The sequence below is a fragment of the Dactylosporangium sp. NPDC000521 genome (assembly GCF_042898305.1).
Lineage (GTDB): Bacteria > Actinomycetota > Actinomycetes > Mycobacteriales > Micromonosporaceae > Dactylosporangium.
Map to the genome: position 1 here is coordinate 499,691 of NZ_JBIAYW010000009.1, position 25,688 is coordinate 525,378.

Annotated in this window: 17 protein-coding genes; 11 read left to right on the top strand and 6 right to left on the bottom strand. The window is 72.3% G+C overall.

The annotated features are described in order from the left end of the window. The first annotated feature begins 97 nt into the window (after positions 1 to 97). Positions 98 to 5,896 carry a ThuA domain-containing protein gene (locus ACFY3L_RS30060; protein ID WP_389331284.1) on the top strand — a complete coding sequence of 1,933 codons (5,799 nt, stop codon included), beginning with the start codon at positions 98 to 100 and terminating at the stop codon, positions 5,894 to 5,896. A 223-nt stretch (positions 5,897 to 6,119) separates the two neighbouring features. Here the strand turns inward: ACFY3L_RS30060 and ACFY3L_RS30065 are convergent, their stop codons facing one another. Next, positions 6,120 to 7,196, bottom strand: a complete 1,077-nt coding sequence (locus ACFY3L_RS30065; RefSeq protein ID WP_389331288.1) for a DMT family transporter — start codon at positions 7,194 to 7,196, stop codon at positions 6,120 to 6,122. A 392-nt stretch (positions 7,197 to 7,588) separates the two neighbouring features. Here ACFY3L_RS30065 and ACFY3L_RS30070 point away from each other — a divergent pair, with 392 nt between their 5' ends. Together ACFY3L_RS30070 and ACFY3L_RS30075 are read left to right on the top strand one after the other, a co-directional pair. After that, entirely contained in the window at positions 7,589 to 8,593 is a 1,005-nt protein-coding gene (locus tag ACFY3L_RS30070) for a hypothetical protein (RefSeq protein WP_389331291.1), read from the top strand. A 204-nt stretch (positions 8,594 to 8,797) separates the two neighbouring features. Then, complete coding sequence (locus tag ACFY3L_RS30075) at positions 8,798 to 9,040, top strand: hypothetical protein (protein ID WP_389331294.1); 243 nt, start codon at positions 8,798 to 8,800, stop codon at positions 9,038 to 9,040. 30 nt (positions 9,041 to 9,070) lie between these two features. On the opposite strand, the gene ACFY3L_RS30080 is transcribed toward ACFY3L_RS30075, so the two are convergent. Continuing rightward, entirely contained in the window at positions 9,071 to 10,027 is a 957-nt protein-coding gene (locus ACFY3L_RS30080) for a lactonase family protein (protein WP_389331297.1), read from the bottom strand. 100 nt (positions 10,028 to 10,127) lie between these two features. On the opposite strand from ACFY3L_RS30080, the gene ACFY3L_RS30085 reads away from it, so the two are divergent. Continuing rightward, on the top strand, positions 10,128 to 11,129 hold the full coding sequence (locus ACFY3L_RS30085) for a fatty acid desaturase family protein (protein ID WP_389331300.1): 1,002 nt from the start codon (positions 10,128 to 10,130) through the stop codon (positions 11,127 to 11,129). A gap of 57 nt (positions 11,130 to 11,186) precedes the next feature. Here the strand turns inward: ACFY3L_RS30085 and ACFY3L_RS30090 are convergent, their stop codons facing one another. Next, a complete protein-coding gene (locus ACFY3L_RS30090; protein WP_389331303.1) occupies positions 11,187 to 12,272 on the bottom strand; it encodes a hypothetical protein in 1,086 nt (361 codons plus the stop codon). 124 nt (positions 12,273 to 12,396) lie between these two features. Between ACFY3L_RS30090 and ACFY3L_RS30095 the strand changes: the two genes are divergently transcribed. The 3 genes from ACFY3L_RS30095 to ACFY3L_RS30105 all read left to right on the top strand — a co-directional run bounded on the left by ACFY3L_RS30095 (position 12,397) and on the right by ACFY3L_RS30105 (position 16,291). Then, positions 12,397 to 14,211 (top strand): NAD-binding protein, encoded by a 1,815-nt coding sequence (locus ACFY3L_RS30095; protein WP_389331306.1) that lies wholly within the window; start codon positions 12,397 to 12,399, stop codon positions 14,209 to 14,211. A 109-nt stretch (positions 14,212 to 14,320) separates the two neighbouring features. Beyond that, positions 14,321 to 15,508: a trypsin-like serine peptidase gene (locus tag ACFY3L_RS30100; protein ID WP_389331309.1), complete on the top strand. Its 1,188-nt coding sequence runs from the start codon at positions 14,321 to 14,323 to the stop codon at positions 15,506 to 15,508. 66 nt (positions 15,509 to 15,574) lie between these two features. After that, positions 15,575 to 16,291, top strand: coding sequence for a phosphatase PAP2 family protein (locus tag ACFY3L_RS30105; RefSeq protein WP_389331312.1), 717 nt, complete (start codon positions 15,575 to 15,577; stop codon positions 16,289 to 16,291). A 23-nt stretch (positions 16,292 to 16,314) separates the two neighbouring features. Here ACFY3L_RS30105 and nagA read toward each other — a convergent pair whose 3' ends face one another. After that, complete coding sequence (gene nagA, locus ACFY3L_RS30110) at positions 16,315 to 17,430, bottom strand: N-acetylglucosamine-6-phosphate deacetylase (RefSeq protein ID WP_389331315.1); 1,116 nt, start codon at positions 17,428 to 17,430, stop codon at positions 16,315 to 16,317. After that, the gene (locus ACFY3L_RS30115) at positions 17,427 to 18,383 is read right to left on the bottom strand and encodes an ROK family protein (protein WP_389331318.1); all 957 of its coding nucleotides are present in this window, start codon (positions 18,381 to 18,383) and stop codon (positions 17,427 to 17,429) included. Before ACFY3L_RS30115 ends, nagA begins: the two co-directional genes overlap by 4 nt. A gap of 185 nt (positions 18,384 to 18,568) precedes the next feature. On the opposite strand from ACFY3L_RS30115, the gene ACFY3L_RS30120 reads away from it, so the two are divergent. After that, positions 18,569 to 19,354 carry a DeoR/GlpR family DNA-binding transcription regulator gene (locus tag ACFY3L_RS30120; protein WP_389331321.1) on the top strand — a complete coding sequence of 262 codons (786 nt, stop codon included), beginning with the start codon at positions 18,569 to 18,571 and terminating at the stop codon, positions 19,352 to 19,354. Positions 19,355 to 19,379: 25 nt separating this feature from the next. Beyond that, the gene (locus tag ACFY3L_RS30125; RefSeq protein ID WP_389331324.1) at positions 19,380 to 19,733 is read left to right on the top strand and encodes a DUF3263 domain-containing protein; all 354 of its coding nucleotides are present in this window, start codon (positions 19,380 to 19,382) and stop codon (positions 19,731 to 19,733) included. A gap of 25 nt (positions 19,734 to 19,758) precedes the next feature. Here ACFY3L_RS30125 and ACFY3L_RS30130 read toward each other — a convergent pair whose 3' ends face one another. Then, a complete protein-coding gene (locus tag ACFY3L_RS30130; RefSeq protein WP_389331327.1) occupies positions 19,759 to 21,963 on the bottom strand; it encodes an AAA family ATPase in 2,205 nt (734 codons plus the stop codon). Between the two features lie 84 nt (positions 21,964 to 22,047). Here ACFY3L_RS30130 and ACFY3L_RS30135 point away from each other — a divergent pair, with 84 nt between their 5' ends. Continuing rightward, entirely contained in the window at positions 22,048 to 24,801 is a 2,754-nt protein-coding gene (locus ACFY3L_RS30135) for an alpha/beta fold hydrolase (RefSeq protein WP_389331331.1), read from the top strand. After that, on the top strand, positions 24,798 to 25,682 hold the full coding sequence (locus ACFY3L_RS30140; protein WP_389331334.1) for an ABC transporter permease: 885 nt from the start codon (positions 24,798 to 24,800) through the stop codon (positions 25,680 to 25,682). The genes ACFY3L_RS30135 and ACFY3L_RS30140 overlap by 4 nt, the downstream gene beginning before the upstream one ends. Positions 25,683 to 25,688: the final 6 nt, after the last annotated feature.

Here is a 25,688-nt window from a genome sequence, read left to right on the forward strand (position 1 = left end):
ACTCCTCGGCGGGATGACACCGGTTCCTTGACGCACAGCGGTTTCGGCGAACCGTTGCGCGCAGCGACCCCTGTGTCCACCCCGCACAAGGAGCTCCGTGTTCACCCAACGCCGGCGCGCGGTACGCGCGCTACTCAGCCTTGCCTCCTTATCCCTGATCACGACCGCGGCCGTCGCACTTCCGGCGGTCGCATCCGCTGAAACCGTCCCCGTCCAGGCGCCCCAGGTGCCGCAGGCGCAGGCCGTCGACCCGTTCGACGTGCTCGTCTTCTCCAAGACCGCCGGGTTCCGGCACGACGCCATCCCCGCCGGCATCACCGCCATCAAGCAGCTCGGTGCCGCCAACGGCTTCACCGTCGACACCACCGAGGACGGCGCCGCGTTCACCGACGCCAACCTCGCCAAGTACGAGGTCGTCGTCTGGCTGTCCACCACTGGCGACGTGCTCGACGCCACCCAGCAGGCCGCGTTCGAGCGCTACATCCGGGCCGGCGGCGGCTACGCCGGCGTCCACGCCGCGAGCGACACCGAGTACGACTGGCCCTGGTACGGCGAGCTCGTCGGCTCCTACTTCACCAGCCACCCGGCGCAGCAGCAGGCGACCATCAAGGTCGAGGACCCGGCGCACCCGTCCACGAAGGACCTGCCGGACCGCTGGAGCCGCTACGACGAGTGGTACAACTTCCGCGCCAACCCCCGCGGCAAGGTGCACGTCCTGGCCAGCCTCGACGAGACCAGCTACACGCCGGGGACCGGTGCCATGGGCGCGGACCACCCGTTCTCGTGGTGCCGCGACTACGACGGCGGGCGCTCCTGGTACACCGGCGCCGGCCACACCCAGGAGTCCTACAGCGACCCGCTGTTCCTCTCCCACCTGCTCGGCGGTATCGAGACCGCCGCGGGCGTGCTGAAGTCGGACTGCAGCGCCACGCTGACCAGCAGCTTCGAGAAGGTCACGCTGGACAGCAACACCAACAACCCGATGGAGCTCGCGATCGCCCCCGACGGGCGCGTGTTCTACATCGAGCGGGACGGCCGGGTGCAGATCGTCAAGCCCGACACCCACACCACCGTCACGGCCGCCACGATCCCGGTGTTCACCGGCAACGAGGACGGCCTGCTCGGCATCACCCTCGACCCGGGCTTCGCCCAGAACCACTGGGTCTACCTGTACTACGCGCCCAACGGCGGCGGCCCGCGCAACGTGCTGAGCCGGTTCACGGCCGTCGGTGACACGCTCGACCGGAGCAGCGAGAAGCAGCTGCTGCAGGTCGACACGCAGCGCAACACGTGCTGCCACGCGGGCGGCACCATGACGTTCGACAGCGCCGGCAACCTGTACCTCGCGACCGGCGACAACACGAACCCGTTCGAGTCCGACGGGTACGCCCCGATCGACGAGCGGGCCGGCCGGCAGGACTACGACGCGCAGCGCACCTCGGGCAACACCAACGACCTGCGCGGCAAGGTCATCCGGATCAAGCCCCAGGCCGACGGCACCTACACGGTCCCGCAGGGCAACCTGTTCCCGGCCGGCACGGCCAAGACCCGGCCCGAGATCTACGCGATGGGCTTCCGTAACCCGTTCCGCATCGGCGTGGACCCGAAGACCAACACGCTCTACGTCGGCGACTACGGCCCCGACGCCGGCCAGCCCAACCCGAACCGCGGCCCCGGCAACACCGTCGAGTGGAACATCGTCGGGCAGCCCGGCAACTACGGCTGGCCGTACTGCACCGGCGCGAACGCGCCCTACCGCGACTGGACGTTCCCGTCCGGCCCGGCGGGCCCGGCGTTCGACTGCGCCGCGCCGGTCAACAACTCGCCCAACAACACCGGCCTGACGAACCTGCCGCCGGCCATCGCGGCGACCGTCGACTACGACTACGACGCCAACCCGCGCTTCCCCGAGATCGGTGGCGGCGGCGCGCCGATGGGCGGCCCCGTCTACCGCTACAACCCCGGCTCCACCTCCGAGACGAAGTGGCCGGCGTACTACGACGGCAAGGCCATCTTCGGCGAGTGGAACCAGAACAAGCTGTACACGATGCAGGTCAGCGCCGACGGCAAGTCCCTTGTGGACATCAACCAGCTGCTGGCCGGCATGAGCACGATCCGGCCGATGGACATGGAGTTCGGCCCCGACGGCTCGCTCTACCTCATCGAGTGGGGCACCGGCTTCGGCGGCAACAACGACGACTCCGGCGTCTACCGCATCGACTACACCGCGGGTGACCGGGCCCCGATCGCCCAGGCCGCGGCCGACCCGACCAGCGGCCTCGCGCCACTGGCGGTGCACTTCTCCAGCGCCGGCTCCCGCGACCCCGACGGGCAGCAGATCACGTTCGCGTGGGCGTTCGGCGACGGCGGCACGTCCACCGAGCCCAACCCGACCCACACGTACACGAGCAACGGCAACTTCACCGCCCAGCTGACGGTCACCGACTCGGAAGGCCGCAGCGGCACCGCGAACGTGCCCGTCACCGTCGGCAACACCGCGCCGAAGGTCACCATCACGCTGCCGCCCAACGGCGGCTTCTACGAGTGGGGCGACCAGGTCGCGTTCACCGTCACCGTCACCGACCCGGAGGACGGCCCGGTCGACTGCTCGAAGGTCCAGGTCCAGTACCTGCTGGGCCACGACGAGCACGCCCACCCGCTCAACCAGCTGACCGGTTGCAGCGGCACCATCCAGACGTCCCTGGCCAGCGGGCACGGCGCCGACGCGAACGTGTTCGCCGTCATCGAGGCGTCCTATGTGGACAAGGGCGGTGCCGGTGGGGCAGCCCCGCTCACCGGGCGGTCGCTGGTGCAGCTGCAGCCGAAGCGCAAGCAGGCCGAGTACTTCGCGGCCACCGGGCGGGTGCCGGGCTCGACCGCCGGCGGCGACCCGGGCGTGCGCACCGAGACGACCGGCGACCCGCAGGGCGGCTTCCAGAACATCGGCTTCGTCGAGGAGGGCGACTGGTTCTCCTTCGCCCCCGTCAACCTCACCGGCATCACCCAGATGCGGATCCGCGCCGCCAGCAACAACGCCAGCGGCGGCACGATCCAGATCCGCACGGGCGCCCTCGACGGGCCGATCGTCGGATCGGTCGCGGTGCCCGGCACCGGCGGCTGGCAGACCTATGTGGACCTGACGGTCGACGTCACGCCCAGCACCTCGTCCGGGCCGCTGTACTTCATCGCCACCGGATCCGGCGCCGGGTACAACATCAACTGGGTCGACTTCATCGGCCGCGGCGTCACGGACAACGCGCCACCGGTGGTCACCGCGGCGGCCACGCCGACGACCGGCACGGCGCCGTTCAACGTGGCGTTCACCGGCTCGGCGACCGACGCCGAGGGCGACACGCCGTTCACCTACGCGTGGGACTTCGGCGACGGCGGCACGGCCACGACGGCCAACGCCAGCCACACCTACACGGCACCGGGCACCTTCACCGCCACGCTGACGGTCACCGACGCGCGCGGAGCGAAGGGCTACAAGAGCGTCACCGTCAAGGCGGAGGCGCCGAACACGTCCTGCTTCGGCGCGAAGTCCGACGACTTCCTCGAGACCTCGTTGGACCGTGCGAAGTGGACGGTCGTGCGGGAGAACCAGACGTTCTCCGTCGCGGGCGGCTCGCTGATCCTGCCGACCGCTGCCGGTGACCTCTACGGCAGCCGCAACGACGCGACCAACCTGGTGCTGCAGCCGGCACCCAGCGGCGCGTGGCAGGCCACCACCAAGGTCACCCTGGCCGCGGCGGCGAACTACCAGCAGGCGGGCCTGATCGTCTACGGCGACGACGACAACTACGCCAAGGTCGACCTGCTCTACAGCAGCTCCCGCCGGGTCGAGTTCATCCGGGAGAGCGCCGGCACGCCACGCAACGAGAGCGCCGACGCGATCAACGCCCAGGCCGGTGACACGTACTACGTGCGGATCGCCTCCGACGGCACCAACCTGACCGCGTCCTACTCCACCGATGGCACCACGTTCACCCCGGTCGGACGGTCCGCGGCGCTCGCCGGGATCGCCAACCCGAAGGTCGGCCTGTTCGCGCTCAACGGCGGCACCACCGCGCCGGTCGTCAACGCGAGCTTCGACTACTTCCAGCTGGTGCCGGACGCGCCGGCCGGCGCGGTCGACCCGAACGACGAGTTCACCGGCTCCACGCTGGACCACTGCCGGTGGAACGCCATCGTGCGGGAGGACTCCACGAAGTACCGGGTGAGCAACGGCGCGCTGCAGATCGACGTCCCCAACGGCGACGTCTACGGCGCCGACAACTCCAACCCGTCCAACTTCATCCTGCAGAAGGCGCCCACGGGTGACTTCACGCTGGACACGAAGGTCGACGGCTCGCTGTTCAACGAGCAGTACCAGCAGGCCGGGCTGATCGTCTACGGCGACGACGACAACTACGTCAAGTTCGACTTCGTCGTGGACAACCAGGCGGGACAGACGGTCTCGCGGCGCATCGAGTTCCGCAGCGAGATCGCCGGGGCCGTGCAGAACCCGCAGCCCGGGGCGAACAACCTGACCGCCGCGGTCTGGTACCTGCGGCTGGCCAAGGCCGGTAACGTCTACACCGCCTCGTACTCGGCGGACGGCGTCACCTACACCCCGCTGGAGCCGCTCACCAACGCCGCGGTGGCGACCGGCGCCAAGGTGGGCCTCTACACCCTCGGCGCCGGGCAGAAGGCGTCGAAGCCGGCGTCGTTCGACTACTTCCGCATCAGCACCGCCGTGGCGGACACGACGGCACCCGTCGCCACGTCCACTGTGGATGGTCCGCAGTCGAACGGCTGGTACACTGGCCCGGTCACCGTGACCCTCGCGGCGACCGACAACGCCGGCGGCTCGGGCGTCGCCAAGATTGAGTACCAGGTCGACGCCGACAGCACCTGGACGGCCTACACCGCCCCGGTCACCGTCAGCGGCGACGGCACGCACAGCGTCAAGTTCCGGGCGTCCGACAAGGCCGGCAACGTCTCCGCCGTGCAGACGGCGACCGTGAAGATCGACGCCACCGCGCCGGTCACCACGGCGGCGTTCGCGCCGGCGTCCGACGCCGGCTGGCACAACGGGGCCACCCCGGTGACCCTCGCGGCCACCGACGCCGGCTCCGGCGTGACCAAGGTGGAGTGGTCCCTGGACGGCGGCCCCTGGACGCCGTACACGACGCCGGTCAACGTGACCGGCAACGGCCAGCACGAGCTGCTCTACAAGGCCACCGACGCGGCCGGCAACGCCGAGACGCTCAAGTCGGCGCTCCTGAAGATCGACGGCACCGCGCCGACGGTCATCGTCGCCGGCCTGGCCGACGGCCAGCTCTACGGCGACAGCCAGGATGTCCGGGTCACCTGGCAGGCCATCGACCCGGTCTCCGGGATCAGGTCCGTCACCGGCTCGCTGGACGGCGGCGCGTACCAGACCGGCACCCTGCAGGCGATGTACGAGCTCGACCTCGGCCTGCACGAGCTGGTCGTCGTCGGCACGGACAACGCCGGCAACGCCACCACCAGCACCGTGCGGTTCTTCGTCACCACCTCGTTCCGGGACATGCAGAACCTGCTGGACCGGTTCAAGGCGACGAGCCGGCTGACCAGCAAGGCCTACACCCAGCTGTCGGACCAGCTCGCGAAGGTCCGCAAGGCCGAGGCGAGCGGCAACGACAAGAAGGCGCTGAAGGAGCTGGCGTCCTTCCGTGACCTGCTGACCGCCAAGCTGGTGCCCGAGGCCGAGGTCCGGGACACGCTGATCCGCGACGCGGACGCGATGACGCTGCGGCTCGGCGGCACGCCGCCCACCAACGCCGGCGTGAAGGCCAACGCGGGCAAGTCGCTGCAGGGCACGGGCCGGCTCGACGAGGACCCGAGCCGGGTGAAGAAGAACGGCAAGCTGTGAAGATCCTGCTCGCGCTGCTGATGACGGCGGCGTTGACGTTCGCCCCCGGCGACCTCGCTCTCGAGGTCGCCGGGGACGGCGCCGAGGGGGTGACCGTCCGCGCGTTCAGTGCGGACGGCCGCCCCGCCGAGGGCGACCTCCGTCTGGTGCTGACCGCCACGGCGGCCGGCGGCCGGACGGTGGGTCCGCTGCAGCTGAACGCGGCGGCGGAGGGGCGTGGCTTCTACACCTCGGGCCCGGTGCTCTCGCCGGGCACGTGGACCGTCGTGGTCACCGGGCCGGGCGCGAACCCGGTCTCGGCCACGGCGGAGGTGACGTCGCGCCCCGCGCAGTCGCCGCCGCCCGCGTCCGCCGCGGCCACCGCTGCTCCGGCACCGGAGTCCTCCCACCTCTGGTGGTGGGGGCTCGCGGCGGCCGTGGCGGCGGGGGCGTTCGCGGTGACGGCCGTCGTGCGGCTGCGGCGCTCCAACTGACCACCGATCACCACCGACAGCAACAACAGTCCCGCACCGGCCGCTGACCATCCCGTCAGCGGCTCGTGCAGGACCAGCACGCCGAGGGCGACCGCGGCGAGCGGCTCGACGAGGGCCACGACCGCCGCGGTCGTGGCCCTCACCACGCTCAGCCCCGCGAAGAACAGCGCATAGGCGAGGGCGGTCGGCACCGCCCCGAGGAACGCCAGCAGCGCCACCGTCTCGCCGGCCCCGCCCCTGACCGGCAGCAGGCCCTCCAGCAGCGCCAGGGGCAGCAGCACCACGGTGCCGACCGCGAAGCCGCCGAGCGCCGAGTCGAACGGGTCGTCCCTGCCCGCCCGGTTGAGCAGTGTGACGCCCGCGTAGCCGACCGCCGACACCAGCGCCACGGCGAGGCCCGCCGCGTTCACGGTGCCGACGCCGACCAGCAGCACGAGGCCGGTCACCGCGAGGGCGACGACCGGGACGTCGACGCGCTCCTCGAAGAGGACCCGCTCGCCGATCGCGACCAGCACCGGTCCCGAACCCAGGACGACGACCGTGGCGACGGCGACGCCGGTGAGGTCGATCGCCACGTAGTACGCCGTCTGGTAGAGCGCCATGCCCAGCCCGTTGAGCACGAGCCGCCGCTTACTTAGTGTTTTTTGTCCATTTTGTACGAATGGCCGAAAGGCCGCGAGCAGCAGAATGCCGCCGAGGTACCGCCAGAAGGTGACCGCGATCGGGCCGAGCCCGCTGTGGTCGTACAGGACGGCGGCGACGAACCCGCCGACGCCCCATGCCAATCCCGCGAATGCGATGCAGAACAGTCCTCTGTTATGTCCCATTTATGCCTTGCTCCCGAATTGTCGTGTCCAACGGTCACGAAATGCGGGCAGCCGTCATCGCCCCGGCGCACCCCGGGGATCGTCGTTCGCCTGCCCGCTAGCGGATGGGCGGCGAGAGCACGACACGCAAGCACATGGGGCGCACGCTAGCGATCACCCGCCGGCGGGACACCTGATTTACCTGGGACGATCACGTTCTGGTGACAACTGGCCGCCGGCGCCGTGGTGATCATCACTGTCTGTCGCCGGGTTACCCCTGCTGACCGGCCCTTTTACGCGTGGGCGTGACAATTTGTGTCCGGGTTTTCATCGGATTGTCACCCTTCGATGGGTCGCCCAGTGTCGGTCATGGCCTTTACGCTGTAGCGACACGCACAGCCGGAGGTCGCGCCGTGGCTCTTTCCGCACCCGCCACGCACGGGTCATCTTCGGGTCAGGGACTGCCCTGGACCCTCGACGGCGGCAGGGGAATCCTCGGACTCGACCCCATCACCGGCGCCCTCGTGGTCTGGGCCGGACTGATGGGCGTCATCGTGCTGTTCATCCTCTTCGCCGCGATCCTGTCCCGCTGGAGCCTGGCCCGCATCGACCGGGCCGAGCGCCGCGCCCAGGTCGCCGAGGCCGACGCCAGCCTCAGCCCCACCGAGCGCGCCCGCCTCCGCGTCGAGGCCGGCGAGCTGATCCGCCAGGCCGCCGCGACCGCCGCCGCCGCGAAGCGCGCCCAGATCGAGGTCGTCGAGGCCCAGGCCCGCGCCCTCGCCGCCCAGCAGGCCCGCGAGGTGGCCTGGGCGACGTTCGACGTGGCGCAGAAGGCCTACGAGGAGGCCCTGAACGCCGCCGCCGCGGCCACCGCCGGCGAAGCCGCCGACGAGGACGAGGAGAGCAAGCGCGAGGTGTCCCGCGCCGCCCTCGCCGCCTTCAAACGCGGCGACATCACCGTCGACGCGCTGGAGTCCGTCTTCAAGGGCGCGTCCGGCTGGGACCCGCTGCACGAGCTGCAGGCCCGCGAGATCGAGCTGTGCCGCTCCGCCGAGAGCCGCGCCCGCCGCCTGTACGACGCGGCCGCCGCGGCCGAACGCGTCGCCGTCAAGGCCGCGGACGTGGCCGTCGTCGCCGCCCAGGCCCTGGCCGAGGAGGCCGCGGGGGTCGCCGCGGAGGCGGCCGAGCTGCGCGACACGCTCGACGCCGCCCGCCAGTCCGCGATCACCGCCTCCACCCTCACCCGCAAGCAGCGCCGCGTCCCGCAGCAGCGCACGAAGAACGCCCGCGCCACCGAGACCGACCGCGACACCGACCGCACCGGCGCCGACGCCGCGGTCACCTCCGACCCCGACCGCACCCAGGACATCCGCGCCGTACTCGAGGCCGTCAGGTCCCCGCTGACCGAGGCCGCCTGACACCCGCCGGCGCCCCCGGGTGCCCTGGCGGTCCTTCGATCACCCGCGCCGCCGGATGCCCGCGTCCATCCGGCCCACCGCGCCCTCGTGGCGAGCGAGGCAGCCGCCGGGCACCGCGCGGTCGGCGGTGCGGCGGATGACCGGGTGGGGGAGAAGGCGCCGGGGGGTTGTAGAACGAGCGTTCAGTGCCGCAGCATGGAGGACATGGGTGAGCTGGTTGCGCTGCCCAAGTCGGGCGACGTGTTTGAGGACGTGCGGGGAGACGACCGCACCATGCGGGTGACGTGTCACCCGATGCGTGGCACGGTGGTGGTGTCGCTGTGGGTGGACAAGATCTGCCGGGCGTCGTTTCAGCTGGCCGAGGGCGACCTGCCCAGGTTGCGGGCCGCCCTCGACGCCATGGAGTTCAACGTCGCGCCGATGGTGGTCAAGGAAGCGAGCGCCTGACCCAGGCCGCGGCGCAGCCGCAGGACAGTGTCAGCGCAGCCGCAGGACCATGCTCGGGGACGGGTGCTCCAGGACCGTCCGGCCGGGCTGGGGGACGCCCGTGGCGGGGTCCAGGTCCAGCAGCGTGACGGTGTCCGAGTGCTGGTTGGCCACGGCGAGGGCGCCGTCGAGCAGGGCGAAGTGGCGGGGCCAGGTGCCGCCGGTGGAGACCTCGTCGAGCGGTGACAGGCCGTCGGCGGTCACGGCGAACGTGGTGATGGTGTCGTTGCCCCGGTTGGCGACGTAGAGGCGCGTGCCGTCGGGCGACAGCAGCAGCTCGCTGGGGAAGTTGTCGCCCACGGGCGGGACCAGCACCGACGGCTGGATGTCGACGACGGCGAACTCGCTGTCCAGCACGGCGACCGTCGAGGCGAGCTCGTTGGCGACGAAGACGCGGCCGTCGGGGTGCAGCACCAGGTGCCGCGGCCCGCTGCCCAGCGGGGTGACGGGCGTGGCGCGCTGCCGCTCCAGGACGCCCGAGGCCGTCAGCCGGTAGTGGACGATCTCGTCGAGGCCGAGGTCCACCACGTACACCATGGAATCGCGCACGGTCACCTGATGGGCGTGCGGCGCGCTCTGCCGGTCGGGGTGCACGCTGCTGCCGGTGTGCTGCACGAGATCGGTGCGCGAGGCCAGGCCGCCGCCGGCGTCGAGGGCGAAGACGGAGACGCTGCCGCCCTGGTAGTTCGCCGACAGGACGAACCCGCCGGCGACCGCGAGGTGGCACGGGGAGGCGCCCCCCGTCGGCAGCGAGCCCAGCGGGGTGCCGTCGGGGCGGAACGCGGCGACGTGGCCCTCGTCCAGCTCGGCCACCGTATAGATGACACCGCCGTCGGCGGAGGCGGCCAGGTATGAGGGCGACTGGGTGCGGATCGGTGCGGCCGACGGCTTCAAGTCGTCGTCGAAGATCGAGATCTGGTCGGCGTAGGAGCCGATGAGCACTGGCACCCCACCAACCCTAACGGGCCCTGAGGGTAGGGGCAGCACCACCACAAACAGCGGGGCTGCCCGGCTCGTTCCGAGGTCCCGGAGTCGCGAGGCTTGACGCATGACGCTGCTGGCCGACCGCACCTCAGACTTCACGACACTGTCCCGGCACATCCGTGCGGCCGGTCTGCTCGACCGCCGCCCCGGCTACTACGCACTGCGGTTCACCCTGGTGGGTGCCCTCTACGCCGGCGGCTGGGCCGCCGTCGCCCTCATCGGCTCGTCGTGGTGGGCGCTGCTGGCCGCCGCGCTGCTCGCCGTCGCGTTCGCCCAGGTGGCGCTGGTCGCCCACGACCTGGCGCACAAGCAGGTGTTCCGCACGGCCAGGATCTCGGAGATCCTCGGCATGCTGGTGGGCAACCTCGGCATCGGGATGAGCTACGGCTGGTGGATGAACAAGCACACCCGCCACCACGCCAACCCCAACCACGAGGAGCACGACCCCGACGTCGCGCCGGACATCCTGGTCTGGTCGACCCGCCAGGCGCGCGAGGCCAAGGGGCTGGCGAGGCTCATCGGCGGCTGGCAGGCGGTGCTGTTCTTCCCGCTGCTCCTGCTGGAAGGGTTCAACCTGCACGTGTCCAGCGCCCGCGCGATCGGCAGGATCAAGCGCTCCAAGCTCGAGGGTTTCCTGCTGTACGGCCACTTCGTCGCCTACCTGGTGGCCGTCTTCGCGCTGCTGTCCCCCGGGGTGGCGGTCGCGTTCATCGCGGTCCACCAGGGGTTGTTCGGCCTGTACCTGGGGCTGACCTTCGCGCCGAACCACAAGGGCATGCCGACCCTGACCGGCGACGACGAGCTGGACTTCCTGCGCAAGCAGGTGCTGACCTCCCGCAACGTGCGCGGCGGGGCACTGGTCGACGTGCTCCTCGGCGGCCTGAACTACCAGATCGAGCACCACCTGTTCCCCAACATGCCGACCCCGAACCTGCGCAAGGCGCAGCCGATCGTGGAGCGGTACTGCGCGGAGATCGGCGTGCCGTACCTGTCGGCGACGTTCGTCGACTCCTACTCGCAGGCGCTGCGGCACCTGCACGCCGCCGGGGCACCACTGCGGAAGTGAAGCAGCGAAGAAGGGCCGGCGGGTGACCGCCGGCCCTTCTTCGTGGGTGAGCAACCGTCAGCGGCCGCCGAGCAGCCCGCCGACCAGCGGGAGGTTGCCGCCGGCGATGCCGTTGAGCAGCGGCATCCCGCCGACCACCGGCAGCGCCTCCTCCGATGCGCCCGCCGAAGCCGAAGCCGAGGCGGAGGCGTGCCGCGGCGTGTACACCGAGGCGTGCCGCGGCGCGTAGGTCTTCTCGGCGACGAGCGGCAGCTGGCTCGCGGCCTGCGGCAGCGCGCCGGTCGTGGGCACGAGGCGGTTCGCGACCGCGGTGGTGCTGATGCCCGGGGTCGGGCCGACGCCGCCGATCACCGGGACGCCGGTGACCGAGTCGTTCTTCAGCACGTCGCTGCCGCCGAGCGGGAGCTCGCCGATGGGCAGACCCGAGTCCGCCTCCGTGCCCTGGATCCGCTGGACCCGCTGGCCGCCCGAGCGCTTGCCACCCGTGCCGACGGGGATGGCGAGGTCGTCGACGGGCTTGAGCGTGCCCTGCACCGGCAGCCCGCCGACCAGCGGGAGGCTGCCCGTGCCGCCGCCGAGACCGCCGACGAGCGGCAGCCCGCCACCGGCGGTGTTGCCCACGGGGAGGCTCGTCGCCTCGCCCGGGATGCCGGGGAACGCGGTGCGTGTGTCGGCGATCGACGTGCCGCGCAGCGTGTCACCGGTGGCGGCCGGTACACCGGAAACCCCCGGCAGACCGAACTGCTGCAGCGGACCGACCAGCGGCAGCGCGGCCACCGAGTCCTCCGTCGGCAGGGCGCTCGGCACCGACTGCAGGTTGGGGACCTTGCTCGACGTCGCGCGGGGCAGCCCCAGCATCTCGGTCGGGATCATGCTCAGCACGTCGGGGAGCTGTGGGTTGCTCAGCTGTGTCGTGGTGGTGCGACGACCCGCCTCTGAGCTGGTGGCCGAGCTCGTGTCGATGCGCGAGCCGTGCGCCTCGAGCTGCAGCGACTGGTTGTTGGGGCCGCCGGCGGGCGAGAAGAGATCGTCCAGCTGGCCGGGCATCAGGGCGTCATCGGCGTGTGCGGCACCGGCACCGAGCAGCAAAATGCCACCGGCCACACCGACGGTGCCGACCGCCCGGCGAAACCACGTGTTCATCCTCGTAAACCAATCTGGTCGACAAATCCGATCGCCTGTTCAACGACCAACCCGGACAAAGTGACGCGGCAGTTGTCGATCGAGCGGGACCACAGGCGTTGGTGATCTTCGTTAGGATCGCCCTGTGGAGTCCGAATCATGGTTGATGCGACGGCTCCGCAGCGGCCTTCCCAACGCTCAGGCGATCACCCGTCCGTGGTGGGTCGAGCCCTTCTCGGACCCGCGCCGCCCCCCTCGGCTCGCGGCCACGAAACACATCGTCGTCTGTGGTGACGACCCCCTCGCGCATCGCGTGATCGAGGAGCTGATCCACCAGTACGGGGTGCGTGTCACCGCGATCCTGCCGAGCGCCGGGCGGCGGCACGGGCCCGACATCGCCCGCCTGCTGCGCGACCGCGGCGGCCGGGTCGTCGAGGCCGCGAACCCCGACCGGGAGGCGTTCGAGCTCGCGGGGCTGGCGACCGCCGACGCGCTCGCGCTGGTCAAGCAGGACGACATCGGCAACCTCGACGCGGCGCTGCAGGCCCAGGAGATCAATCCCGGGCTGCGGCTGGTCATCCGGATGTTCAACCTGCGCCTCGGGCAGAGCGTCCGGCGCAACTTCGCGGACCTCCGCGTGCTGTCCGACGCGCAGATCGCGGCGCCCGCGTTCGTGTCGGAGGCGCTCGGCGAGGTCGCCCCGGTGCACGTCCGCGTCGCGCGCCGCACCCTCTTCGTCGCGCGTCGTCAGGAGGTACGGGCGGAGGACGTGATCTGCGGGCTGGCGGCGACCGAGGGCGACGGCGAGCCGGTGCTGCTCCCCGCCGACCAGGGCAGCGCGGACCTCGTGCTGGCCGTCGCGACCGGCGAGCCCGTCAGCACCGTCGTCGCCCGTGAGGACGACCTCCACCAGGTGCGCCGGCGGCGCCGCTGGCGGTGGCTGCGCAACCCGTTCCGCGCGTACCAGGGACTCGTCGGCCGCAGGCTCTGGACGACCTCGCTGATCATGGTCGGGCTGCTCGTCGTGGGCACCGCCATCATCGCGAACCTCCGGGACGTCCGGTGGTGGGACGCGGCCTACGTGACGCTGCTGTCCGAGCTCGTCGGCGCCGGCCCCGACCTGGAGGCGCGCTGGCCCGAGAAGCTCGTCACGGTCCTGCTGAGCCTGGTCAGCATCGCGCTGGTGCCGGTCATCACCGCGGCGGTGGTCGAGACGATCGTCAACGCGAAGCTCGCCATCGCGCTCGGCCGGCTGCGGGAGCCGCTGTCGGACCACGTCGTGCTCGTCGGGCTCGGCAACGTCGGCACCCGCGTTATGCACGCGTTCGTCGACCTGGGTGTGCCCGTCGTCGTCATCGACCGCAACGAGAACGCCCGCGGCGCCCAGTCCGCCCGGGACCGCGGCGTGCCGTTCATCGTCGGCGACGCCAGCCGCATCGCGACGCTGCGCGCAGCGTCGGTGGACACCAGCCGGGCGCTGGTCGTGGTCTCCACCGACGACCAGGCCAACCTGGAGGCGGCCCTGGAGGGGCGCGAGCTCAAGCCCGACCTGCGGGTCGTGCTGCGCCTCTTCGACGGCGGGTTCGCGCACCGGGTGCAGCAGGCGTTCGGGATCACCGCGTCGCGGAGCGTGTCGTTCCTCGCCGCCCCCGCCTTCGCGGCGGCGCTGCTGGAGCGCGAGGTCATCGGCACCATCCCCGTCGACCGCAAGGTGCTGCTGCTGGCCGAGGTGCCGGTGGTCGCCGCCTCCGAGCTCGACGGCGGGCCGGTCGGCTCCGCGGAGGACGTCAGCGAGGTCCGGGTCCTGGCGGTCACCACCGACGGCGGCCGGCAGACCGTCTGGAGCCCGCCGCCGAGCTACGTGCTGTGCGCCGGTGACCTGCTCATCGTGGTGGCGACCCGGCCGGGACTGGGCAACCTTTTGGCTCAGACCGGCGGGACGGTCGACCCAACTCCCTGAGTTCCCGCCTCCTCCGCACCGGATCCGTCGTTGAATGAGGCGGATCGCCCGATTTACCCCTAACAGTCCGGGCGGTTCCTTCATGCGGACCATCGGGAGGATCGCGCTCATGCGCCGTAGGGTTTTGCTGGTGACCGGGGCGTGCGCCATCGTGGCGCTCGCCGGAGCGGGCGTCGCGGCCGCGACCTCGTTCGCTCCCGCACGACAGCCGGTGACGGCGTCGGCGTTCGCGGCGCCCGCGCACGACAGTCCCGCCGCCACGGTGTCGGGCGTCATCGAGTCGATCACCGGCGACGCGTCGACGTTCCGCTACCCCGGCGCCGACTACGTGAAGGTCCACTTCTCCCGGCTGCAGCTCAAGGCCGGTGACACGGTCAAGGTCAGCGACGCGACCGGCGACGAGGTCCACCGGTACAGCGCGGCCCAGCTGCGCGACATGGACAACTGGACGATGTCCGTCTCGGGCGAGTCGGCCACGGTCAGCGTGGAGCGGGCCGGCGACCCGCTGGGCATCAAGTCGAAGCTCGCCGGCCTCGGCCTCACCGTGGACAAGATCGCCCGCGGCCAGACCCTCGCGGAGCAGGCCGCCGCCGACCGGCTGGCCGCCGCGGCGCCGCACACGGAGAGCATCTGCGACAGCGACGAGAAGGAGAACGCCGCCTGCTACAAGTCGGCCGACCCCGTCGCGTACGCCAACTCCAAGCCCGTCGCGCGCATCCTCATCCAGGGCGTCGAGCTGTGCACCGCGTGGCGCGTCGGCGCGAAGAACCGCATGATGACCAACGCACACTGCTTCACCACCACCCGCGAGGCCCGCAACACCGAGGTGTGGTTCAACTACGAGTGCGCGCAGTGCGGCGGCGGCCCCACCCTGCGCCCGGTCAAGGTCATGGCCGACCAGGTCCTCGCCACCGACGACGTCCTGGACTACACCCTCTTCACGGTCCGCAACTTCGACGCGATCACGCGCTTCGGCTACCTCCAGATGGACGACCGCGCCCCCGTCCGCGGCGAGGAGCTCTACATCCCGCAGCACCCGCGCGGCATGCCGACCGTGATCACCACGTACGACAGCAGCGAGCGCTCCGGCAACTGCGCCGTCGCCAACCCCGCGTACAACGGCTACGACGTCGCCACCGACATGTCGTACTACTGCGACACCGACGGCGGCTCGTCCGGCTCGCCCGTCATCTCCCGCCGCACCAACAAGGTCATCGCCCTGCACCACTTCGGCGGCTGCCCCAACTCCGGCGTCCGCATGGACCGCATCGCGGAGGACATCAGGACGCTCGTGTAGAGGTCCTGTGCAGGCCTTCTCCACGGGGCCGGGCCCATGTGCCGCCGTCGGGTAGCGTTTTCCGACATGCGGAACGTGCGCCCGGCCCTGTGGTTCGACCTGGTGCTTCTGGCACTCTTCGCCGCGATCACCGTCGCGCTCGCGCTCCGGACGCCGCTGCTGTCGGTCGACCTCGCCGTCCGCGACTTCGTCGACGCCCACCGCCCCTCGTGGGCCTACTGGTCCGCCCGGGTGTTCAACTACCTCGGCCAGGGCGGCCAGGTCCTCACGCCCCTCGCGGTGCTGACCGCGCTGGTCGTCGGCTGGCGCACCCACTCCGTCCGCCCCGCGCTGCCGGTCATCGGCGGGTTCGTCATCACGTACCTGACGATCGGCCCGCTGAAGCTCTGGACCGACCGGACCGCCGCGAGCGACCACAAGGTCGAGCACCCGGAGTACCTCTTCCACGTGCCTACCGGCATGTCGTACCCGTCGGGCCACGTGGTCAACGCCATCGTCTGGTACGGGGTGCTCGCCATCCTCCTCGGCGCCCTGCTACGCCCGGGCCAGCTGCGCGCCATCCGCTACGGCGCCCCGGCGGTCGTGCTGTTCACCACGACGTACCTGAGCTTCCACTGGGTCACCGACGGCCTCGCCGCCATCTGCCTCGGCATCGTCCTGGACCGCATCCTGCAGCGGGTCCCGTGGGACCGGATCCCGCTGCCGTCCTGGTTCGCGGCCCGCGGTTGGGCCGGCCCGCTGCACGACCTCCAGGCACCCGCGCGCATGACGCGGGTGCCCTGAACAGCTCCGAGGCTCGCTTCGGGTCAGACCCAGGCGCCGGAGCGCATGACGCGGGTGACGTGAAGGGCGTCGTCGAGCAGGACCAGGTCGGCGCGGTGGCCGGGGCGCAGGGTGCCGAGGTCGTCGGCGAGGCCGATGGCGGTGGCGGGGGTGGCGGAGGCCATCCGGGAGGCGTCGACGAGGGACAGGCCGGCGCCCGCGGCGCGGCGGAAGGCGGCGTCCATCGTGAGGGTGCTGCCGGCGATCGAGCCGTCGCGGGTGAGGCGGGCCACGCCGTCGGCGACGGCGACGCTCTGGCCGCCGAGCTCGTATTCGCCGTCGGGCATGCCGGCGGCGGCCATCGCGTCGGTGATGAGGGCGGCGCGGGCGGGGCCGGTGACGGAGGCGGCGAACGCGAGGGTGCCGTCGTGGAGGTGTACGCCGTCCGCCACGAACTCGCACGTGACCGGCGCGGCGCCGAGGAGGGCGAAGACCGGGCCGGGCTGGCGGTGGTGCGGCGGGCGCATGCCGTTGAAGACGTGGGTGCCGACCGTCGCGCCGGCGTCGACGCCCGCAAGGGTCTCCTCCCAGGTGGCGTCGGTGTGGCCGAGAGCGGCGACGACGCCGCGGGAGACGAGGAGCTTGATGGCGTCCAGGGCGCCGGGCAGCTCGGGGGCGACGGTGACCATGCGCACGGCGCCCTCGCCGGCGTCGATGAGCGAGTTGAGCTCGTCCAGCGACGGGTGGCGCAGGTGCGCCGGGTTCTGCGCGCCGCACCGCGCCTGCGACAGGTACGGGCCCTCGAAGTGCACGCCGGCCAGGATGCCCTCGCCGACCAGCGGCGCGAACGCCTTCGTCGCGGACAGCATCAGGTCGGGGGGTGAGGTGACGAGGCTCGCCAGCATCGTCGTGGTGCCGTGGCGGAGGTGGTACGCGGCGGCGACGCGGGCCGCTTCCGGGTCGCCGGTGGTGAACGTGGCACCCCCGCCGCCGTGGACGTGGATGTCGACGAACCCGGGGACGACCGTGCCGGCCGACGCGTCGACGGAGCCGGTGAAGGCCTGCCCGACCTCGGCGATGCGGTCGCCCTCGACCCGGACGAAGCCGTTGTCGATGACGCGGTCGCCCGCGATCACCCGTACGCCGGACACCACCGTCATCGCGTTCCTCCTGAGCTGTCGTCGTGCGGGTTGTGCAGTGCGTCGAGGGCGAGCAGGGCGGCGCCGAGGCAGCCGGCCTCGTCGCCGAGCGCCGCGCGGGTGATCTCCGGCTCGCGGTGGAACGTGACGCGGGCGTGGACCCCCGCCCGCAGCGGGGCGAGCAGCGCCTCACCCGCCTCGGCCAGGCCGCCGCCGAGGACGATGACCGCCGGGTCGAACAGGGCGATGCCGGTCATCAGGCCGTCGGCCAGGGCGTCGATGGTCTCCTGCCACACCGCGACGGCGGCCGGCTCGCCTTCCGCGGCCAGCCGGGCCACGTCCTCGGCGGTGGCCGGTCGGCCGGCGTGCTCGCCGTACCGGCGGCCGACGGCCGACGCGGAGGCGATCGACTCCAGGCAGCCGCGCTGCCCGCACCCGCACATGGGGCCGTCGGGGCGCACCACGATGTGGCCGATCTCGCCCGCGGCGCCGTGCGCGCCCGTGTAGACCTGCCCGTGCACGACGTTCGCCGCGGCGATGCCGGTGCCGATGGGGATGACCAGCACATACGGGTGGCCGCGGCCGGCGCCCAGCCGCGCCTCGGCGAGCCCGCCGGCGCGCACGTCGTGGCCCAGCGCGGCGGGCAGGCCGAGCCGCTCCTCCAGTAGCGCCCTCAGCGGCACGTCGCGGAAGCCGAGGTTGGCGGCCCAGACGGCGACGCCGTTGTGCTCGTCGATCACGCCCGGGACGGCCAGGCCGGCGGCCCGCGGGTCGAGCCCCTTCGCGCGCGCGGTGGCGGCGAGGCCTTCGGCGATGTCGAGGATCGTCGCGATGACCGCCTCGGGCCCCCGCTCGCGGCCGGTGGCGTGCCGCTCGGCGTGCAGGACCTGGTGTGTCGCCCCGCCCTCGGCGCCGACCAGCGCACACTTGATCCCGGTGCCCCCGACATCGAGGGCGATCACGGTCTGCGTCATGTGTAGCTCGTCCTCGCGCTGATCGATGTGGCCTGAAACCGGGCGGGTTCGCGCATCATTGCGCACTGCCGGGCAGGCTGGCAACCGTACCCCTGAGGTTAGTTTGAGCAGTTGTCTTTGCGTTTACCCGTAGTTTCGCGCATTATTGTGCACACATCTCGCACCATACGCGCAGGGAGGGGCTCGTGGACCGCTACGCGCGCTGGAACGCGCTCCTCGAGATCCTCACCGACAGCGGGCGCATCAGCGTGGAGGACGCGGCCGAGCGCCTCGACGTCTCGCAGGCCACGATCCGCCGCGACTTCGACCAGCTGGCGCAGCAGCAGATGATCACCCGGACCCGCGGCGGGGCGGTCGCCAACGGTGTCTCCTATGACCTGCCGCTGCGGTACAAGACGGCGAAACACGCACCCGAGAAGCAGCGCATCGGTGCGGCCGCGGCCGCCCTGGTCTCGCCCGGCATGGTGGTCGCCCTCAACGGCGGCACGACGACCACCGAGGTCGCCCGCGCGCTCGCGGTGCGCCCCGAGCTCACCGGCGGCGTCGACGACGCCCAGCTCACCGTGGTCACCAACGCCCTCAACATCGCCAACGAGCTGCTCGTGCGTTCCCGCATGAAGATCGTCGTGACCGGCGGCGTGGTCCGCCCGCAGTCCTTCGAGCTCGTCGGCCCGCTCGGCGGCAACATCCTGCGCGACGTCACCCTGGACATCGCCCTGCTCGGCGTCGACGCGCTCGACGTCACCCTCGGCGCCGCCGCCCACCACGAGGGCGAGGCCGCGATGAACAGCCTCATGGTCGCCCGCGCCCGCCGCGTCGTCATCATCGCCGACAGCTCGAAGCTCGGCGGCCACGCGTTCGCCCGGATCTGCCCGATCGACCGCATCGACACCCTGGTCACGGACTCCAACGCCACCCCCGAGACGCTGGCCGCCTTCTCCGGCGCCGGCGTCAAGATCGTGACCGCCTGACCCGTTCCGCCGGTACTGTGGTGCGATGCAGCGCGACGACCTCACCGCCGCCCGGGTCCCAGCGCAACAGCCCACCCAGGACCCCGACGACTTCGTCGACACCGACGTCTCGGACCCGGAGGCGGGCCCCGACCTCGCGACGGCCGAGGAGCCCTCGGAGCTCGACGAGCGTGGCAAGGCGATCCTGGCCTTCGAGCGCCAGTGGTGGCGCCAGGCGGGCGCCAAGGAGCAGGCCATCCACGACACGTTCAACCTGTCCGCGACCCGCTACTACCAGCTGCTGAACACCCTGCTGGACGACCCCCTGGCGCTGGCACACGACCCCGTCGTCGTCCAGCGCCTCCGCCGCCTGCGCGCCTCCCGCTCCCGCCGCCGCTGAAGACCCGCCGTCGCGGCGGCGGCGCTCAGCGGGCCTGTTGCTGCTCGGCGTAGGCGGCGAGCCATGCCACCTGGACCGGGTCCAGGGAGGGGCGGACGCGGTCGCGGGCGAGTGCCACGTGGGCGGCGGTGACCTCGGTGGCCTCCAGGGACTCGCGCATCGCGGCGAGGGCGGACTCGCGGACGAGGGCGGCGCAGTCGGCGGCGGAGAAGCGGTCCAGCGACGCCGCCAGGGAGGGCAGGTCGACGTCGGCGGCGAGGGGGACGGACTTCGCGGCGGCACGGAGGATCTCGGTGCGGGCGTCGGCGTCCGGGGGCGGGACGAAGACGAGGCGTTCGAGCCGGCCGGGGCGCAGCAGGGCCGGGTCGACCAGGTCGGGGCGGTTCGTGGCACCGATGACGACGACGTTGCGCAGGGACTCCACGCCGTCGAGCTCGGTGAGGAGGGCGGCGACGACACGGTCGGTGGTGCCGCCGTCGGTGGCCTGGCCGCGGGTCGGGGCGAGGGCGTCGACCTCGTCGAGGAAGACGAGGGTGGGTGCCGCCTCGCGGGCGCGGCGGAAGAGCTCGCGGACCGCGCGCTCGCTCTCGCCGACCCACTTCGACAGCAGCTCGGCGCCCTTCACCGACAGGACGTTGGCCTTGCCGGTGCCGGCGATCGCCTTGACCAGGTACGTCTTGCCGCAGCCCGGCGGGCCGTAGAGCAGGACGCCGCGGGGCGGCTCGATGCCGAGGCGGGCGAACGCGTCGGGGTAGGACAGCGGCCACAGGACGGACTCGGTCAGGGTCTGCTTGACCTCGGCCATGTCGCCGACGTCGTCCAGGGTGACCTTGGCGAGCTCCAGCGACGACTCGGCCATCGACGTGGGGCGCACGACCTCCAGGGCGGCCTCGAAGTCCGCCATCAGCACGCCGGTGCTGTCCCCTTCGCGACGGTGGCGAAGGGCCGCCCGTACACCTGCCTCACGCGACAACGCGGCGAGATCCGCCGCCACGAAGCCGGGGGTGCGGGCCGCGATGTCGTCGAGCCGGACGTCGCCGTCGAGCGGCATCCCGCGGGTGAGCACGGTGAGCTGCTCGCGGCGCAGGGCGGCGTCGGGGAGCGGGACGGCGATGCCGTGGGCGAGCAGGTCGGGGGCGTGCAGGGACGGCTCGACGGCCTCGGGGCGGCCGGTCGTGCAGACGACGGCCTCGCCCTCGCGGATGAGCTCGCCGATCAGCTGGCGGAACACCGTCGACAGCGGGCCCGGCTGGTCGCGCGGCGCGAGGGCCTCCACGTCGGCGACGAGCAGGACCGCCGGGCGGGCGGCGCGCACCTCGCCGGCGGCTTCCCGCAGCCGGGCGGCGGCCGCGTTGTTGGTGAGGGCCGCCAGCTCCGGCGCCCACAGGGGGACGACCCGCGCCCCGACACTCGCCGCGACGGCGTGCACCAGGGCGGACTTGCCGGAGCCGGAGGGCCCGGTGACCAGTACACCCAGCGACACCGTCGTGCCGAGCTTCGCCAGGACCTCGCCGTGGTGGAAGCCGAGGTCGAGCAGCTCGCCCAGCTGCTCGGCCTGCGCTCTGAGGCCCGGCAGGTCGTCGAGCTCGACCGCCTCCTTGGCCGACGGTGCGGGCACCTCGCGCCGGACGGAGGCGGCCGCGGCGGGGGCGTGCGTGGTGTGGCCGTGGTGCCAGCCGACGGCGGTGTCCATGGTGACCAGCGCGCCCGGGTCGGGGTCGGCGGCGACGACGGTGAGCAGGGCGCTGGTCCAGGCGTAGCCGACGGTGTTCTTCAGGCTGCGCCGGGCCGCCTCGAACACGCCGGGGTCCACCGAGGTCAGCGACACGTCCTGCGGCAGCAGGGAGACGTTGTCGCCGACGGTGACGACCTTGCCGAGCAGCGCGAGCCGCAGCATCTCCGGCGACACGACCCCGACGATCTCCGGCGGGCCGGACAGGGTCACCGCCGCCGCGGCCCGCAGCGGCGCCGCCGCGACCGTCACCCGGCCGCCGTCGCGCAGGCCCAGGTTGCCCAGCAGGAGGTCGTCGGCGTAGAGCAGGGCTCGGCTGGCGCCGGCCTCGGCGACCGCGGCGATCCCGGCGGACTCGCGGCGGCCGGTGAGGGCGATCGGGTCGCCGGCGCGCAGGCCCAGCGCGGCGAGGACCTCGGGGTGGAGCCGGACCACGCCGCGGCGGGCGTCCAGGGCCGCGGGGCGCAGGCTGGCGGTGAGCGTCAAGGTCGCGGCCACGCACCGAGCGTATAACTCGCCCGCTTGCTGTGAACCTGCTGAGGAATTCGTCATCGCGCAACATGCGTTGCGTACGTTTGGCCGATGCGTCTCTTACCGCGTCTCAACCGGCGCAGGGTCATCGCCGGCTCGGTGGTCACCCTGCTGCTGGCCGGCCTGGTCGGCTGGGCGGTCGTCCCCTCACCCGCCACGTTCCGCACCCAGGAGCAGCGCATCACCGTGCGCACCGGCCCCGACGACGCGAGCGAGGTCACCCTCGACACGACGCTGTACCTGCCGAAGAAGAGCGGCAAGAAGCCCGCGATCCTGCTCGCGCACGGGTTCGGCGGCACCAAGCGGAGCGTGAAGTCCGACGCCGAGGACTTCGCCGACCTCGGCTACGCCGTGCTCACCTGGACCGCCCAGGGCTTCGGCGACTCCACCGGTGAGATCCACCTCGACAGCCCCGACTGGGAGGTCAAGGACGCCCAGCGGCTGCTGGACTGGCTCGCGGCCCGGCCCGACATCCAGACCGACGCCTCCGGTGACCCGCGCGTGGCGGCGGTCGGCGGCTCGTACGGTGGAGCCCTCGCCCTCCTGCTCGCCGCCCAGGACAAGCGGGTCGACGCGATCGTCCCCATGATCACGTGGAACGACCTCTCGCGTGCCTTCCTGCCCGAGGCCACCGGCAAGGACCCTGCCGGCGGGGTGTTCAAGAAGCAGTGGGCGGGCCTGTTCTTCGGCTCCGGCAACGCGCTGACCGACAGCTCGGCCCTGACGGGCCAGGCCGCCCCGCAGCGGACCCCCACCGGCGACGCCCAATGTGGACGGTTCGCGAAGGACGTCTGTGCGGCGTACCTCGACATCGCCACCACCGGGAAAGCCGACAAGGACGCCCTCGCGCTGCTGCGCAGGTCCAGCCCGGCGTCCGTGCTCGACCAGGTCAAGGCGCCCACGCTGCTCATCCAGGGGCAGGTCGACACCCTGTTCCCGCTCAGCGAGAGCGACGCCAACGCCCGCGGCATCGCCGCCACCGGCACCCCCGTGCGGGTCGCGTGGTTCACCGGCGGGCACGACGGCGGCACCGGGCCGCAGACCGAGGTCGACCGGCTGCGGTTCCTGACCGCGCAGTGGCTCGACCACTACGTCAAGGGCAACGGCGAGGCGCCGCCGTCCAGCTTCACCTACTCGCGCGTGTCAGGCCTCAACGCCCGGGGCCGCGGGCTCGTCACGGCCGCGTCGTCGACGTCGACCTACCCCGGCACCGGCGGCACCTCCACCGAGAGCGTCGCCCTGATCGGCGCCCCGACGAACATCGCCAACCCGCCCAACGGCAACCCGGCCCCGATCTCCTCGCTGCCCATCGCCAACATCGCGAGCCTGCTCGGCAGCGGCGTGTCCGCCGAGATCCCCGGCCAGCACGCCGACTACACCTCCGCGCCGCTGCCCGCCACCCTCGACGTGGCGGGCGCGCCCACGGTCCGCATCCGGGCCGCGTCGCCGACCGGCGAGGCCGTGCTCTTCGTCAAGCTCTATGACGTGCCCGCCAACGGCGCCCCGTCGATCCCGGACGGGCTCATCGCGCCGGTGCGCCTCACCGGCCTGCCGAAGGACATCGCCGACGCCCAGCCGGTCACCGTGACGCTGCCCGCGGTCGTGCACCGGTTCGAGGCCGGCGGCCGGGTCCGGGTCACCGTCGCCGCCGCCGACAGCGCGTACTGGTCGCCGCCGGACCCGCTCGTCTACCAGGTCGACGTCGAAGGCGCGCTGACCCTGCCCGACGTGGCCGGCACGCCGATCGCCAACCCCGACGTCATCTGGCGCTACGTCCTCGCCGGGCTCGTCGCCCTCATCGTGGTCGGGCTCGTGGTCGCGATCCTGGTCGCCCGCGCCCGCGCCCGCCGGATCGAGCGCCGCGTCGACCCCGAGCACGTGGACACGCCGCTCGTCGTGCGGGGGCTGCGCAAGACGTACGGTGACTTCGTCGCCGTCGCGAAGGTCGACTTCACCGTCCAGCGCGGGCAGGTGGTCGGCCTCCTCGGCCCCAACGGCGCCGGCAAGACCACGTCGCTGCGGGTCCTGATGGGGCTGACCCGGCCCAGCCAGGGCGAGATCCTCGTCTTCGGCCACCAGCTCCTGCCGGGCGCACCGGTGCTGTCCCGGGTCGGCGCCCTGGTGGAGGGGCCCGGCTTCCTGCCACACCTCACGGGTCTGCAGAATCTCCGCCTGTACTGGGCGGCGACCGGCCGGCCGCTCGACGACGCCCACTTCGACGAGGCGTTCGACATCGCGGGTCTCGGCACCGCCGTCAACCGGCGGGTCAAGACCTACAGCCACGGGATGCGCCAGCGTCTCGCCATCGCGCAGGCCATGCTCGGCCTCCCCGAGCTGCTCGTCCTCGACGAACCCACCGACGGGCTCGACCCGCCGCAGATCGCCGAGATGCGCAAGGTCCTGCGCCGGTACGCGACCGGCGGCCGCGCCGTCCTGGTCTCCAGCCACCTCCTCGCCGAGGTCGAGCAGACCTGCACCGACGTCGTCGTCATGCACCGGGGTGAGGTCGTCGCCACCGGCAAGGTCGACGACATCGTCGGCGACTCGCCGACCGTCCAGTTCGACGTGTCCGACGTCGACGCCGCCACGAAGGTCCTCGACGAGCTCGACGGCGTCCGCACGGTCGTCCCGGCCGGCGGCGGCGGTCTCGTCGTCGACCTCGACGGCGTCCCTCGCTCCGAGGTCGTCGCGGCGCTGGTACGAGCCGGCGTCGGCATCGACCGGGTGACACCGCGGCGGCGGCTTGAAGACGCGTTCCTGTCGCTGGTCGGCGGCGACACCAAGGCCAGTGGGGAGCGGTCATGAGCACTTCTTCGTCAGGTGTCGACGTGGTCGGCGGTGCGCCGGGGTACCGGCCGGGCGCGACCCTCTCGCTGTGGACGGAGATCCGCCGCCAGGCGGCCCGCCGCCGCACGCAGCTGGCGCTCGGCTTCATGGTCCTGCTGCCGCTGATCATCCTGGTCGCCTTCCAGCTCGACAGCGGCGGCGACGACGAGGGCGGCAACAACGGCGAGTTCTCCCGCCTCGCCGACCTCGCGACCGGCGGCGGGGCCAACTTCACCCTCTTCACCCTGCTCGTCTCGTCCGGCTTCCTGCTGGTCGTCGTGGTGGCCCTCTTCTGCGGCGACACGGTGGCGAGCGAGGCGTCGTGGGGGAGCCTGCGGTACCTGCTGGCGATGCCCGTCCCGCGGGCCCGGCTGCTCGGCGTCAAGGTGACCGCGGCGCTGCTCTACTGCCTCCTCGCGGTGCTGGTCCTGGTCGGCACCGCGATGCTGGCGGGCACCCTGCGCTATGGCTGGGCTCCGCTCAACGCCCCCATCGGCGGGGAGATCGCCGCCGGCACGAGCGTCGTCCGCCTCCTGGAGATCGTCGGCTACCTGTGCGTGTCGCTCCTGGTCGTCGCCTCGCTCGCGTTCCTGCTCTCCGTCTCCACCGACGCCCCGCTCGGCGCCGTCGGCGGCGCGGTGCTGCTGCAGATCCTCTCCAGCATCCTGGACCAGATCACAGCCCTCGGAAACCTCCGCAACTTCCTGCCCACCCACTACAACGACGCCTGGCTCGGCCTGCTCTCCACCCCGCTGCAGACCGACGACATCGTGAAGGGCTGCATCGCCTCCCTCGCCTACGCCACCGTCTTCTTCTCCCTCGCGTGGTGGCGCTTTCTGCGAAAAGACGTGGTGAGCTGAATGCGT